This window comes from Parafrankia sp. BMG5.11, from assembly GCF_004337455.1.
On record NZ_SJXI01000001.1, the window covers coordinates 196,857 to 210,117 of the forward strand.

16 protein-coding genes and 1 pseudogene are annotated in these 13,261 nt (G+C 66.7%); 10 read left to right on the top strand and 7 right to left on the bottom strand.

Annotated features, from left to right (window positions below; genetic code table 11):
- Positions 1-99: 99 nt before the first annotated feature.
- The 4 genes from E0504_RS01035 to E0504_RS01050 all read right to left on the bottom strand — a co-directional run bounded on the left by E0504_RS01035 (position 100) and on the right by E0504_RS01050 (position 2,714).
- Positions 100-537, bottom strand: coding sequence for a biopolymer transporter ExbD (locus tag E0504_RS01035; protein WP_131621054.1), 438 nt, complete (start codon positions 535-537; stop codon positions 100-102).
- 47 nt (positions 538-584) lie between these two features.
- On the bottom strand, positions 585-1,115 hold the full coding sequence (locus E0504_RS01040) for a biopolymer transporter ExbD (protein ID WP_210413402.1): 531 nt from the start codon (positions 1,113-1,115) through the stop codon (positions 585-587).
- A gap of 74 nt (positions 1,116-1,189) precedes the next feature.
- Complete coding sequence (locus E0504_RS01045; RefSeq protein ID WP_131621056.1) at positions 1,190-1,990, bottom strand: MotA/TolQ/ExbB proton channel family protein; 801 nt, start codon at positions 1,988-1,990, stop codon at positions 1,190-1,192.
- 37 nt (positions 1,991-2,027) lie between these two features.
- Complete coding sequence (locus E0504_RS01050) at positions 2,028-2,714, bottom strand: energy transducer TonB (protein ID WP_131621058.1); 687 nt, start codon at positions 2,712-2,714, stop codon at positions 2,028-2,030.
- Between the two features lie 341 nt (positions 2,715-3,055).
- On the opposite strand from E0504_RS01050, the gene E0504_RS01055 reads away from it, so the two are divergent.
- Both E0504_RS01055 and E0504_RS01060 read left to right on the top strand, forming a co-directional pair.
- Entirely contained in the window at positions 3,056-3,898 is an 843-nt protein-coding gene (locus E0504_RS01055; RefSeq protein ID WP_207912057.1) for a hypothetical protein, read from the top strand.
- Positions 3,899-3,964: 66 nt separating this feature from the next.
- The gene (locus tag E0504_RS01060) at positions 3,965-5,266 is read left to right on the top strand and encodes a homoserine dehydrogenase (RefSeq protein WP_131621060.1); all 1,302 of its coding nucleotides are present in this window, start codon (positions 3,965-3,967) and stop codon (positions 5,264-5,266) included.
- Here E0504_RS01060 and E0504_RS51125 read toward each other — a convergent pair.
- Together E0504_RS51125 and E0504_RS01070 are read right to left on the bottom strand one after the other, a co-directional pair.
- A complete protein-coding gene (locus tag E0504_RS51125) occupies positions 5,220-5,777 on the bottom strand; it encodes a hypothetical protein (protein WP_131621062.1) in 558 nt (185 codons plus the stop codon). The genes E0504_RS01060 and E0504_RS51125 overlap by 47 nt on opposite strands.
- Complete coding sequence (locus tag E0504_RS01070) at positions 5,774-6,205, bottom strand: hypothetical protein (protein WP_131621064.1); 432 nt, start codon at positions 6,203-6,205, stop codon at positions 5,774-5,776. Before E0504_RS01070 ends, E0504_RS51125 begins: the two co-directional genes overlap by 4 nt.
- An 80-nt stretch (positions 6,206-6,285) precedes the next feature.
- Between E0504_RS01070 and glpX the strand changes: the two genes are divergently transcribed.
- Entirely contained in the window at positions 6,286-7,311 is a 1,026-nt protein-coding gene (glpX, locus tag E0504_RS01075) for a class II fructose-bisphosphatase (RefSeq protein WP_131621066.1), read from the top strand.
- A gap of 137 nt (positions 7,312-7,448) precedes the next feature.
- On the opposite strand, the gene E0504_RS01080 is transcribed toward glpX, so the two are convergent.
- A complete protein-coding gene (locus tag E0504_RS01080; protein WP_131621068.1) occupies positions 7,449-7,667 on the bottom strand; it encodes a hypothetical protein in 219 nt (72 codons plus the stop codon).
- Between E0504_RS01080 and E0504_RS01085 the strand changes: the two genes are divergently transcribed.
- The 7 genes and pseudogenes from E0504_RS01085 to rplT all read left to right on the top strand — a co-directional run bounded on the left by E0504_RS01085 (position 7,657) and on the right by rplT (position 13,166).
- Complete coding sequence (locus E0504_RS01085) at positions 7,657-8,079, top strand: hypothetical protein (RefSeq protein ID WP_131621070.1); 423 nt, start codon at positions 7,657-7,659, stop codon at positions 8,077-8,079. The two genes, E0504_RS01080 and E0504_RS01085, sit on opposite strands and share 11 nt — an antisense overlap.
- Positions 8,080-8,249: 170 nt before the next feature.
- Positions 8,250-9,185, top strand: coding sequence for a ribose-phosphate pyrophosphokinase (locus tag E0504_RS01090; protein ID WP_131621072.1), 936 nt, complete (start codon positions 8,250-8,252; stop codon positions 9,183-9,185).
- 6 nt (positions 9,186-9,191) lie between these two features.
- On the top strand, positions 9,192-9,974 hold the full coding sequence (gene hisN / locus E0504_RS01095) for a histidinol-phosphatase (protein ID WP_131621074.1): 783 nt from the start codon (positions 9,192-9,194) through the stop codon (positions 9,972-9,974).
- 512 nt (positions 9,975-10,486) lie between these two features.
- A pseudogene (locus E0504_RS53965) lies at positions 10,487-12,034 on the top strand (sulfatase-like hydrolase/transferase).
- A 41-nt stretch (positions 12,035-12,075) separates the two neighbouring features.
- Entirely contained in the window at positions 12,076-12,462 is a 387-nt protein-coding gene (locus tag E0504_RS01110) for a YidH family protein (RefSeq protein ID WP_131621080.1), read from the top strand.
- 127 nt (positions 12,463-12,589) lie between these two features.
- The gene (gene rpmI / locus E0504_RS01115) at positions 12,590-12,793 is read left to right on the top strand and encodes a 50S ribosomal protein L35 (protein ID WP_131621082.1); all 204 of its coding nucleotides are present in this window, start codon (positions 12,590-12,592) and stop codon (positions 12,791-12,793) included.
- Between the two features lie 13 nt (positions 12,794-12,806).
- Positions 12,807-13,166 carry a 50S ribosomal protein L20 gene (gene rplT / locus E0504_RS01120; RefSeq protein ID WP_131621084.1) on the top strand — a complete coding sequence of 120 codons (360 nt, stop codon included), beginning with the start codon at positions 12,807-12,809 and terminating at the stop codon, positions 13,164-13,166.
- Positions 13,167-13,261: the final 95 nt, after the last annotated feature.

Below are 13,261 nucleotides of genomic sequence, written 5' to 3' on the forward strand. Positions count from 1 at the left end.
GCCTTCCGATACCCGCCCTTCGCTCGCAATCGCGCCGTCGAGACAAAGAAAAGGGGCGGATTTCTCCGCCCCTTGCAAAGGTTCGAATGACGGCTGCGGTCAGGCCGCTTTGCCGAACTGCCGGTACTTTTCGTTGCCGACGAAACCGAACTTGGTCACGCCCGAAGCCTTGATGATGTTCAACACCCGGATCGACAGGTCGTAGCTGGCCTGATCCGTCGGCTCGAACTGCAATTCGGGCTCCACCGCCATGGACCTGGAAGTGTTCAGATTCGCCACCAGCTCGCTGTCCGAGACGGGCGTCGCATTCCACAGGATCTGGTTGTCCGGGGTAAGCACGATCTTGTTCTTGATCGGGTCCACGGGCGGAGGATTGTCCTGCGGACTGGGCACCGGCAGATCGATGTCAACCGAGTGCGTGGCCACCGGAATGGTAATGATGAACATGATCAGGAGCACGAGCATGACGTCGATCAGCGGCGTCGTGTTCATCTCCATCATCGGCGAGCCATCGTCGCTGCCGCCTGACATTGCCATCGTGGGTTACTCCTGAATCAGTGTCGCCAACTCGGTCGAAAGGCTGGTTAGCCGTTCGGATCGACCGGGTTAGAGATGAAGCCGACGGTCGGGTAACCGGCCGCCTGGACGTTGTAGATCGTGCCCGCGACACAGCGCCACGGGGCATTAACGTCCCCGCGGATATGGACCTGCGGAACGCTGTCCGGATTTTCCATCAGCGCTTCGGGACCACCGGCGGCCTGGACGATCCTGTCGAGCCGCTCAAACGCGCGGTCGTACAGTTCCTGCGAATCGACCGGCGTGGTGTTGTTGAAGTAGACCCGGCACTCCCCGTTGCGCGATGCGCCGGCAAATCCGGGCTCTCCCGCGCTGCGGCCGGCATCGTCGGAGGTGCTGACGGTGAGCAGCAGGTTCTCGACCTTGTCCTTGGACTCCGTCGACTCCATCACTGGCAGCCTGAGCTTCTCGATCGTCTGGATGGCAACCGGGACCGCGATCAGGAAGATGATCAGGAGCACCAGCATCACGTCAACGAGCGGCGTGGTGTTGATGTCCGACATCGGCGCCTCGGTCGGTCCGCCTGCGGAAATGGCCATGGGCTTCCTATCCTATTTCAGTTCTTTGCGAAGCGCGGGGAGGAGCGAATGGGACGCTCCTCCCGCACGATCGCTCAGGGACGGGGAGCGGTGGTCGACGCTACCGGCTTGGCCGGAGCGGTCGCCGCAGCCTTGCCCGCTGCCTGTGTGGAGGTCTGCGTCATCACCGCAGGACGCACCGCGCCACGCGAGTTGATGTTCGCCAGGATGTCGGTCGAGAAACCCGAAAGCATCTGCGCGATACGCTTGTTGCGGCTCTGCAGCCAGTTGTAGGCCAGCACCGCCGGCACCGCCACGAGCAGACCGATCGCGGTCATGATGAGCGCCTCACCCACCGGGCCGGCAACCTTGTCGATCGACGCCGAACCGGCGAGACCGATGTTGATCAGCGCGCGGTAGATACCGATCACGGTGCCGAGCAGACCCACGAACGGCGCGGTCGCACCGACGGTGGCAAGGAACGGCAGACCGCCGGCCAGCTTCGCGTTGATCGCGGCTTCCGAACGGGCGAGCGAACCGTGCAGCCAGTCGTGCGCGTCCAGCTTGTCCGTCATCTTCTCGTGCGATTCTTCGGCGGTCAGGCCGTCATCGACGAGCTGGCGCCAAGCGCTGTTCTTGTCGAGCTTGTTGGCACCTTCGCGCAGCGTCGATGCGCGCCAGAAGCCCGAGCGCACGTTCTTATACTGGTTGAAGATCTTCTGCTGCTCGAGCCACTTGGTGATAAGGATGTAGAACGATCCGACGGACATGATCACCAGAACGATGAAGATGGACCAGGCGATCAGACCGCCCTGATTCATTGCTTCCCAAAAGCCGAACTGGTTGACGGGGGCGGCGGTGCCGCCTGCCGCCGCGGTAAGAAGTTCGATGTACATGCGAGTGTCCTCTCAGATGAAGGTCAGAATAGGGGTGTTATTGCGGGATTTGCCAGCGAACCGAGCTTGACCAGCTGCTGGCGATAGGCTGCCCTTCACCGTTGGTGGCTGGATTGAAGCGTCCACGCCGGGTGATCAGCGAGCAGGTCGTGCTGTCGAGTTCCGGAGTACCGCTCGACCCGGTGACCGAGCAGTTGGTGACCCGGCCATCGGCGCTTACCTGAACGGTGAAGCGCGTCACGCCTTCCTTTTCCTCGCGCAGAGCACGGCTTGGATAGTCGTTGGCGTTAGCCCAATTGCCCGGGTTACCCTTCGGCGACACGGCCTTGGGCTGCACGCGCGGTGGCGGCGGCGGGGCTGGCGGGGGCGCCGGAGGAGGCGCAACCGCAGCCGGCGGCGGCACTCGCAGCACGGGCGGGGCCGGCGGCGGGATCGTGGGCTGAGTGCGGATCGGCGGCGGCGCGACCGCCACGTTGATCGGCGGGGGCGGCGCAACCGGCGGCGGCGCAACATCCGGCACCTCTTCAGGCGGCGGTGGCGGCGGCTCCTCCTCGGGCGGCGGCGGTTCCTCGATATCGACGGTTGTTACGCGCTCGATCGCCTTCTGAACTGCCGAATAGGCAAGCCCGGTCACCAGGGCGTAACCGACGGCGATATGGATCAGCGCAACGATGATGATCGCTACAATGCGATTACCGCTCATCTGTTGATCAGAGTAGGCCATTCAGTCGCATCACTCCATGTCAGGCGCCGGGAATCACCCCGGCATGCCTGCATCGAGCCGGCGCTGCAAGCGCGCCGGCCGACGCATCCATTCCATTTTCCGCCCTGAAGCCCATCGAGAAACGACGGCCTTGCGACCCGCCGGATCCCCGATGACCCGGCACGGGCCCTCCGGGGGGTTAGCTTATATCTTCGCTCCCCGGTTCCCGGCGAGCCTTAACGTTGAAGCAAATCCCGCGCAAACGCTTTTGCGGTTAACCGGGGATTCAGTCCATTGAGGCTGCAACGGCGCAGATGCCTTCCGGTTTCCAACGCGCCGAGATGCGCCTAGCGGACTATGCCATGAACAACCCGATACACTTCGCCCGACCGATTATCCTGGCCGCCGTGTTAGCCACGGGAGTGGCTGCCGCGCCGGTCCCGGTGGCGGCGCCGGCGCCGACCTATGCGGACCTTGCCGATCTTGCTGACAAAGCCGACCTGGTGGTGCACGTGGCGGTGACCCGGCAGACGGCGCTGCCCCCCGAACGGGCGCCGGGCGTGGCGCCAGGGTTTACCCGGTTGTACATCCAGGCGCGGACGCTGGCCTTACTCGCCGGATCGGCACCGCTGGGCGGATCGGTCAGCTATCTGGTCGATGTGCCGACCAACGCCAAGGGCAAGCCGCCGAAGCTGAAGAAGCGCGAGTTTCTGCTGTTCGCCAAACCGGTGCCTGGTCGCCCGGGCGAACTGCAACTGGCCAGTCCCACCGCACAGTTGCCGTTCGACGGGGCCCTCGCTGATCGGCTTCGTCCCATCCTCAGCGAACTGGCAGCCACCGATGCCGCCCCTTCGGTTACCGGGGTGCGCGACGCGTTGAGTGTTCCAGGCGCGCTGGTCGGCGAATCCGAAACGCAGGTTTTCCTGGGCACCGCCAACGGCGAGCCAGTGTCGCTGACCGTGGTGCGCCGGCCGGGAATGACGCCAACGTGGGGGGTTTCCTATTCGGAGATCGTGGACCAGGCGGCGCGCCCGCCGGAGCCTGATACGCTGGCGTGGTACCGCCTCGCCTGCTTCCTGCCTGCGCAATTGCCGCGAGAAGCCAACCTGTCGCAGGATCCCGCTTCGCGGGCCCGCGCGACTGAAGACTATGGCTTCGTGCTGCGCCAGCTTGGCCCGTGCCCGCGAACCCTGACGGCCCGATAGTATCTCTTTGTTGGCCGGCCATCCCGCCGTGGAATAAGCGGCGGGCCGACTGGGAGGGGAGACAGCATGGCTGAACCATTGCGCATCGCGCTCGCCGGGCTGGGCACGGTCGGCGCGGGCGTGGTCCGGTTGCTGCACACCAATGCCGCACTGGTCGGCGCTCGTGCCGGGCGGGATATCCGCATCGTCGCAGTCAGTGCGCGCGACCGCAGCCGTGATCGCGGGGTGGACCTGAGCGCGTTCGACTGGTGCGACGACATGACCGCGATGGCTGCTCGCCCCGACGTTGACGCGGTGGTCGAGCTAGTCGGGGGAGCCGATGGTCCGGCGCTGACGCTGGCCCGCGCTGCGACCCGTGAAGGCAAGGCGCTGGTAACGGCGAACAAGGCCATGATCGCGCATCATGGGCTGGCCCTTGCCCAGGCGGCGGAGGAGGCGGGCGTTCCGCTGAAGTTCGAAGCTGCGGTGGCGGGGGGAATCCCGGTCATCAAGGGTCTGCGCGAAGGCGCTGCCGCCAACCACATCGGCCGGGTGCAGGGCATCCTCAACGGCACGTGCAATTTCATTCTTTCCGCGATGGAGCAGAGCGGCCGCGACTTCGCCGACGTGCTCGCCGAAGCCCAGGCATTGGGATTTGCCGAGGCGGACCCGTCATTCGACATCGACGGGATCGACGCGGGACACAAGCTGGCGATCCTCGCGGCGATCGCCTTCGGCGCGCGGCTCGATTTCGCCCATGTCTCGTGCGGAGGCATTGCGCAGGTGCGCGCCGCTGACATCGCCCGCGCCCGCGATCTGGGCTTCGTCATCCGGCTGGTGGGGGAGGCCGACATCGACGTAGGCGCGCAGCGCCTGCTGCAGCGCGTCAGGCCGTGCCTGGTTCCTCGCGCGCACCCGCTGGCGCATGTGGACGGCGCGACCAACGCGGTCGTTGCCGAAGGCAATTTCTCCGGCCGGCTGCTGTTTCAGGGCGCGGGGGCCGGCGATGGCCCCACCGCCAGCGCGGTGGTCGCCGATCTGATCGACATCGCCCGCGGCGAATCGCACCCCGCCTTTTCGGTTCCGGTCGGGAGACTGGCGGCGATGCAGCCGGCCGAGCCGGGCGATCGGCTGGGTCGCAGCTATATCCGGTTTACGGTGGCAGACCGCCCTGGCGTGCTGGCCGAAATCACCGCCGCGATGCGCGATGCGGAAGTTTCGATCGAAAGCCTGATCCAGCAGGGCCAGCCCAATGCCGAAGGCGATGTGCTGGTGGCAATGGTCACCCACGAAGGGCCGGAGCAATGCGTCACCAGGGCGCTGGAACTGCTTTCGGGGGCCGCTAGCCTGACGGCACCTCCGCTGGTCCTGCCGCTGCTCGAGGCGTAGGCGCCGGCGCTGCGCCGGTAACGTCCGGCGCGGGCAAGGGCAGCGGAGCGACGGGTTCGCCGCTGGGCGCGAGCCCCTGCGCCACGCGATCGGCATTGGATCCCGGCGGGGCTTCCGGGATTGCCTTCAGATCGATGAGCAAGGGCATCGGCGACGGACACGGCGGGATGAAGCATCCTTTGGCAGAGACGCCCACGCCAACCATCGGCGTTTGCGGCAGATTGAACAGGTCCGGCGCGCGGGGAGGGCCTTGCGCGCCCTTACCCGTTGGGTCGAGGTCGCCGCTTGAGCGGACACGATACTTCTCGGGATCCTCCGCCTGGCCGCACACCACGATCTCGCCACCGGGCTGCGGGGCGGCACATTCGGGCTTCGCGCGCGGATCCGGAGGTCCGTAAGCTTCCTGTGCGGCCTCCACCGCCTGCTCCGCGGTGACGCCCGCAGCGTCCTGAGCCGGGGCGACGGCTGACGCGGCAAGCATCGGCAACAGCACCAGGTATAGCGCCCTCACGGACGCTTCTCGCCTCGTGCGATCAGGTCGGCATCGGAACCTTCCGGCGCCTCGGGGATCGCGGCAAGGTCGATCAGCACCGGCATCGGCGGGGGGCAGGGGCCGATGAAACAGCCCGTCGCCGCAACGCTGCCGGGGTAAGCGGTCGCCACATCTGGCGCGCGCCGCCCGGCCCCGCGCAAGCCGCCCTGCTCAAGATCGTCACCCGATTCCACCCCGAAGTCGCCCGAGGGTGCCGGTGCGCAGACGACGATGTCGTCGCCCGGCCTCGGGACCGGACATGCTGCGGCGCGCGCCGCCGCGGGATCGGGCAGCGAATAGGCGCGCCGGGCGCTCTGGATCACGTCTTCGGCGGACGGCGGCGGGGCGTTCTGCGCGGACACCGGCACTGGCACGACGGACGCTGTCAGGAAGAGGGCCACTGCCACGACCCCCAGTCTTCTCGACAATCCTGCTCTCCGTCGTCTAAGCGCCGCCCCTCACCTCCAGCCGGGGAATTGAATTTCCGATGAACGATAGCGCAGCCGCCGCCTCTCCTACCGCCTCTTCCGCGGCCTCGCCCACGGCCTCCAGCGTCCTCGACCGGGTGCTCGTGCTGGAAATGGTGCGCGTCACCGAAGCCGCCGCGGTGGCGGCCAGCAAGCTGATCGGTCGCGGCGATGAAAAGGCCGCCGACGCCGCTGCGGTCGAGGCCATGCGCCGGGCATTCGACGAACTGGCGATCGACGGCACCGTGGTGATCGGCGAAGGCGAGCGCGACGAGGCGCCGATGCTGTATATCGGGGAGAAGGTCGGCGGCGCGATCGGCTCCGGACCGCAGATCGACATCGCGCTCGATCCGCTGGAGGGGACGACGATCACCGCCAAGGCCGGACCCAACGCGTTGGCCGTGCTCGCGGCGGCGGAGAAGGGCTGCCTGCTCAATGCGCCCGATACCTACATGGACAAGCTGGCGGTCGGGCCGGGCTACCCCGAAGGCGTGATCGATCTCGCCAAGAGTCCGTCCGACAATGTCCGCGCGGTGGCGGCTGCCAAAGGCGTGGAGCCGCATGACATCATCGTCTGCGTGCTCGACCGGCCGCGCCATGCCGACCTGATTGCCGAGTTGCGCGGGCTCGGCTGCGGGGTGGTGCTGATCGGCGACGGCGATGTGGCGGGAGTGATCGCGACGACCGATCCGGATACCACGATCGATATGTACATGGGTTCGGGCGGCGCGCCCGAGGGCGTGCTGGCGGCAGCGGCGCTGCGCTGCGTCGGCGGCCAGTTCAACGGCCGGCTGGTGTTCCGCAACGACGACGAGAAAGCCCGCGCGCGCAAGTGGGGTATCCCCGACCAGGACTTCGACAAGATTTACAAGCTGCATGACCTGGCGAAGGGTGACTGCATCTTCGCCGCGACCGGGGTCACGAGCGGCTCGCTGCTCGATGGCGTGAAGCACCTGCGTGGCGGCAAGATGACCACCGAGAGCGTGGTGATGCGCGCTAGCAGCGGCACCGTCCGCTGGATCAGGGGCGAGCACCGGGTCGTCTAACTAGCTTTCGATAATCGCCTAACCGCTGCGCTATTCCGACGAACGGATGGTCGGTGGATTGCATGCAAACATGTCGCAATAAGATTAGTGTCAATGGGTCGTACCGCGTAATTATTATGTGGTTATAACTCAAATCACTACAGAATTGTTTCGCGGCACTTGAGTCGCAGGGTTGCGGCGACCGCCGCCGAAGCGGATAACAAACGCCCGGCCAACGGTATGATAAACGGGTCGCTGAACCCGCTGGTCAGTTCATCCTGGAGAGGAACTGTTACCATGAGAAACCTGCTAATCGCCGCTCTGGCGGCAAGTCTTGCCGTGCCCGCGTCTGCCAGGGAGCAGACGATGACGGTCACGGCCCACACCTCGCTCAACGAATGGGTGTCCTCCGCCTCTGAAAGGCTCGGGCGCTCGCTCGACGAGATCGACCTGGGGCGAAGCGAAACGGGCATTACCTACGTCCGCTTCACCTGCAGTGCCGATGGCAAGGCGCAGAACATCGCGACGGTGGCGACGTCCGATTACAAACCCAACCTGGATCGCGTCGGCCGCGAGGCGGTTCAGCGGATGTCCTCGCTTCACCCCCTGTTCGCCGGGGTCAAGGAAGGACAGGTCTTCGAGGCTGCGGTCGTCGTGGCCGATGACCAGAGGCAATTGAGGCGCTTGAATGCCGAGGTTGCCAAGCGGGCCCAGCGGGTAAATTCCAGCTGGGCCGCGCGCGGGACACCGGGCGCCGTGATCTCGCTCGCCGCGGTCAGCGGTTTGTGACTGCGCAGATGAGGGGGCCGGCGCAGCCCCTTCATCTCCTTCCGGACCCTGCGAGTGGCTCCTCGCCGGTGCATTCCGCCGAGCCAGCGCTCGCCGCCCCTGTTGCAATCGCATGACCCTCGGCTAAGCCGCGCCCGCGACCTAATTCCGGGCACGAGGGACCCCAGCCGATGAAGATCATGTCGGGCAACGCCAACCTGCCGCTTGCGCGCGCAATCGCCGGTTATCTCGAAGTGCCCCTGACCGACGCCAGCGTGCGGCGGTTCGCAGACGAGGAGATTTTCGTCGAAATCCATGAAAACGTGCGCGGCGAAGACGTCTTCGTCGTCCAGTCGACCGGATTTCCGGCTAACGACAACCTGATGGAACTGCTGATCTGCATCGACGCGCTGCGGCGCGCTTCGGCGCGCCGGATCACCGCTGTGGTGCCGTACTTCGGCTATGCCCGGCAGGACCGCAAGCCCGGTCCGCGCACGCCGATCTCGGCCAAGCTGGTCGCCAACCTGATTACCGAGGCGGGTGCCGACCGGGTGCTGTCCGTCGACCTGCACGCCGGGCAGATCCAGGGTTTCTTCGATATCCCGACCGACAATCTCTACGCCGCGCCGGTCATGGCGGCCGACATCCAGGCCCGTTATGGCGACAAGGACCTGATGGTGGTGTCTCCCGACGTGGGCGGGGTGGTGCGCGCCCGCGCGCTCGCCAAGCGGCTCGACAACGCCCCGCTGGCGATCGTCGACAAGCGGCGCGACCGGCCGGGCGAGAGTGAGGTGATGAACATCATCGGCGACGTGCGGGGACGGCATTGCATCCTGATCGACGACATCGTCGATTCTGGCGGCACGCTGTGCAACGCCGCGCAGGCGCTGCTCGACGGCGGGGCGTCCAGCGTGGCGGCCTACATCACGCACGGCGTGCTGTCGGGCGGAGCGGTGGCGCGCGTGAACGATTCCGCGCTGGAAGAACTGGTCATCACCGATTCGATCCGCGGAACCGATGCGGTCGCGGATTCCAACCGTATCCGCATCCTCACCATCGCGCCGCTGATCGGCGAGGCGGTGCGCCGCATCGCGGACGAGAGCAGCGTCAGCTCGCTGTTCGATTGACCGCAGATGAGCCTGACCGACGACATCGCGCTCGCGCACCGGTTGGCCGACGCCGCGGGTGAAGCCATCCGCCCCTACTGGCGGGGAAGCATCGGCCTGGAGAGCAAGGCCGATGCCTCGCCGGTAACGCTGGCCGATCGCGCGGCGGAAGAGGCGATGCGCCGGATTCTCACCGCGGAAGCGAGCCGCGACGGCATCCAGGGGGAGGAATTCGGGATCGAGCGGGAGAGTGCCACCCGCCGGTGGGTGCTCGATCCGATCGACGGCACCACCAGCTTCGTCGCTGGACGGCCGATCTTCGGCACGCTGATCGCGCTGCTCAAGGACGGATTTCCGGTCGTGGGGGTCATCGACCAGCCGATCCTAGGCGAACGGTGGGTCGGGGCGACGGGACGTGGGACCACCTTCAACGGCGCGGAGGTGCGCACCCGCCCATGCCGCGAGCTGTCCGACGCGCTGCTCGCCACCACCAGCCCGGCGCTGTTCTCCGACCATGCCGCCGAACATTTCATGGCGCTGGCGCAGCAGACCGCGCACCGGCGGATGATCTGGGGCGGGGACTGCTACAACTATGGCCTGCTCGCGAGCGGACAGATCGACCTGGTGTGCGAGGATGGGCTGAAGCTCCACGATTTCGCCGCGCTGGTGCCGGTGGTCGAGGGTGCGGGCGGGACGATGGCGGACTGGAACGGGGAGCCGCTCCACGCCGGCAGCGAAGGCCACGTTATTGCTTTGGGCGATCCCGCACGGCTGGAGGACGTGGTCGAAGCGCTCGCTTGCGCGCACTAGAAGCCGCCGCGTTAGCCGAATCGTAAACGCGGGGGCGCTAAGCTGCCGCGATGGCGACCAGCGCCCTTTCCTCACCTCGCGATGACGCGCGGCTGGGCGCAGTGCCCTCGACCCGCGCGCTGGCATCGGCGTGGCCGTGGGTGCTTGCGGCGGTGATGATCGCCATGTCCGTGACAGAGTTGCTGCTCGCGGACCGCAAGTTCGGACTGTTCACCGGAGGGTTCGGCACGAGCCGCTCCGTCGACAGTGTGGCCGAACGCGCGCTGTTCCTCTGTGGCTACATGTCCGTCCAGACGCTGCTGGCGATCGGCGGCTGGGCATTGGCGGTGCGCCTGGCCCATGGCAGGTCGGGCTGGGCGGCCGCCTTCATCTTCGCGCTGGTCAACGGGGCGCTGTTTCTTGGATTGCTGGCGGCGCGATACCAACTCGCCGCCTACTTCAGCGATGCGATGAGCTTCGCGCTCCTGAAGCAGCTGGGCGGAGGCAGCCTGATCGACGCTATCCTGTTCGGGATGAACGAGATTGCGGTCGGACTGTTGGCGTTGGCCGCGCTCGCGCTGGCGGCGTGGCTTGGGTGGAAAAGCCTGGCCCGCCTCCTGCCGGGCGACCTTCCGGTTCCGCCGGCGCCGCCGCGCTCGCTATGGCTTGGGGCGGCGCTTGTCTTCCTCGCGCTTGCGGCGGTCATTCCGCGCACCGGCAGCGACGCGGCGCATGGATTGAACCACACCCTCGCGTGGGGCGGACTGACCCGCGCGCTCGATCTGGCGACCGACTTCGACCGGGATGGCTATGGACTGTTCGGAGTGCAGCACGACCATGCGCCGCTGGATCCTGCACGCCACCCGCTGGCGCTCGATGTGCCGGGGAATGGGATCGACGAGGATGGCTACGGTGGAGACCTGCAGCTTGTGCCGCTGGCAACGCCGCTTGGGCCGCAAGTCTTTACCGGACGGCGGCCTCATGTCGTGGTCGTGGTCTTTGAGTCCACTCGCGCCGATGTGCTCGGCCAGCGAGTGGGCGGCAAACCGGTCGCGCCTCACCTGGAGGCCCTGGCGGCGGCGGGAAGCGTGACGCGCCCCGCGTACAGCCACGTCGGTTTCACTACGCAGAGCCTGAAATCGCTGTTCTCCGGCCAGTTAGCACCCCGCGACGGTGACCCCTAGCTGCTGCGCGACCTCAAGGCGAGCGGCTACCGGGTCGGGGTATTCTCGGGTCAGCCAGAGGACTTCGGCGGGATCGCGAGCACCGTGGGAACACGGGAAGCCGCGGATGTCTATGTCGACGCCGAAACCTTGCGCGACAAGCGCGCGTTCGACTTCGCCGCGCAAGGATCGCTGCTGGTGGACGAAAGCCACCTAGTCGCGGCGTTCGACCGGACGCTTGGGGCGGAGGACTGGGAAGTCCGCCCGCATTTCGCCTACTTCAATTTCCAGTCGGCGCATTTTCCCTACGACCATGCCGGGGTGGGACACCGCCTGACCGACCGGCCGCTGTCGCGCGGCGAGATCAGCGCGGCCAATGCCGCACGCGTGCGCGAGACTTACTGGAATGCGGTCGCCCATGCCGATCACTGGCTGGGGGAGCTGGTCAAGCGGCTGAAAGCCAAGGGCGTGTGGGACGATACCATTCTGGTGGTCACCGGGGACCACGGCGAGGAGCTGTTCGAAAGCGGGTTCCTGGGCCACGGACACATCATCAATTTGCAGCAGTTCCAGACGCTGCTCGTGGCAAGCCGGCCAGACATGCTGCCGCCCGGACCGATCGGTCTGGCCGATTACCGCGCTATCCTGAGCGCGGCGATCCGCGGTGACGGCCCGCCGGGTGTGCCCGTTCCGCCGTTCATGCACATCGGCTCGCTCGACCGGCCGACCGCTATCGGCCTGGCGGGGGCCAACGGCGCGCTCACCAGCCTGCGGCTCGACACGGGAGAGGCCTGCTTCGCCGATCGGAACCGCTGCGGGCTGTATGCTTCCCTAAGCGGCGCCGACAAGGCGCGCGTCGATGCGGTGGTCGCCCGCTGGGGTTCCGAACGGTGGCGCGACCGGCACCGGAAGCGCTAACCGCGCTTGCGTGACGGACGACCGCGCCTAGCTTGGGCGTCATGACCGATTCCGCAGACGAAGATTCCCGCGAACGGCTGGCGCACGAGCGCACCGAATGGGCGGAGGACCGCACCCTGCTCGCCAACGAGCGCACGTTCGCCGGGTGGATACGCACCGGGCTTGCGTCGGTGGGCGTCGGGGTGGGCTTCCATGCCTTGTTCGACAAGCTGGAGCCGCCGTATCTCGCTCGAGTCATTGCGAGCGTTTTCGTGCTCACCGGGGTGCTGGTGTTTATCGCCGCCGCGCGCAGCGCGGGCAAGGTTTGCCAGCGACTGCAGGCGCATGCGGCCCGGCCGCTGGGCGGGCCCAGGCTCAACCTCATCGCCGGGCTGTTTAGCCTCGCCAGTCTGGCTCTGCTGGCAGGCGTCTGGTTGGTCGCGCGGTGATCGACCGCTTGCGTTTTCGCGCATGGGCGACTAGGGGCGCCCCCTTCACCGACACGTGATTCACAGCTGGCCTGGCTAACAAGGGCTGCCAGGGCTGGTTCGAGCGTGTCCCCGAAAGGAGACGAAAATGCCCAAACTGAAGACCAAGAGCGGCGTGAAGAAGCGCTTCAAGCTCACCGCCACCGGCAAGGTCAAGCATGGTGTCGTCGGCAAGCGCCACCGCCTGATCAGCCACAACGCCAAGTACATCCGCCAGAACCGCGGTACCGACGTGATTTCCGACGCAGACGCGAAGGTGATCAAGAAGTGGGCGCCCTACGGGCTGGGCTGAGGAGTACTGACAAATGGCACGTATCAAACGCGGCGTAACCACTCGCCAGAAGCATAAGCGGCTCCTAGACCAGGCCAAGGGCTATCGCGGCCGGCGCAAGAACACCATCCGCGTCGCCCGCCAGGCGGTCGAGAAGGCCGGGCAGTACGCCTACCGCGACCGCAAGGTGAAGAAGCGGTCGTTCCGCGCGCTGTGGATCCAGCGGATCAACGCCGCAGTCCGCGCCGAAGGGCTGACCTATTCGCAGTTCATGCACGGCGTGAAGCTGTCGGGCATCGAACTGGACCGCAAGGTCATGGCCGACCTGGCGATGAACGAAGGCGGTGCCTTCACCGCGATCATCGCGCAGGCCAAGGCCGCCCTGCCGGCCTGATCACGGCGTGACAGAACAAACGGGGCGCTGCGGGTTCTGGCTCGCGGCGCCCCTTTTCGTATGCGCGATTGCGATAGCGCGCCTGCATCCCTAGG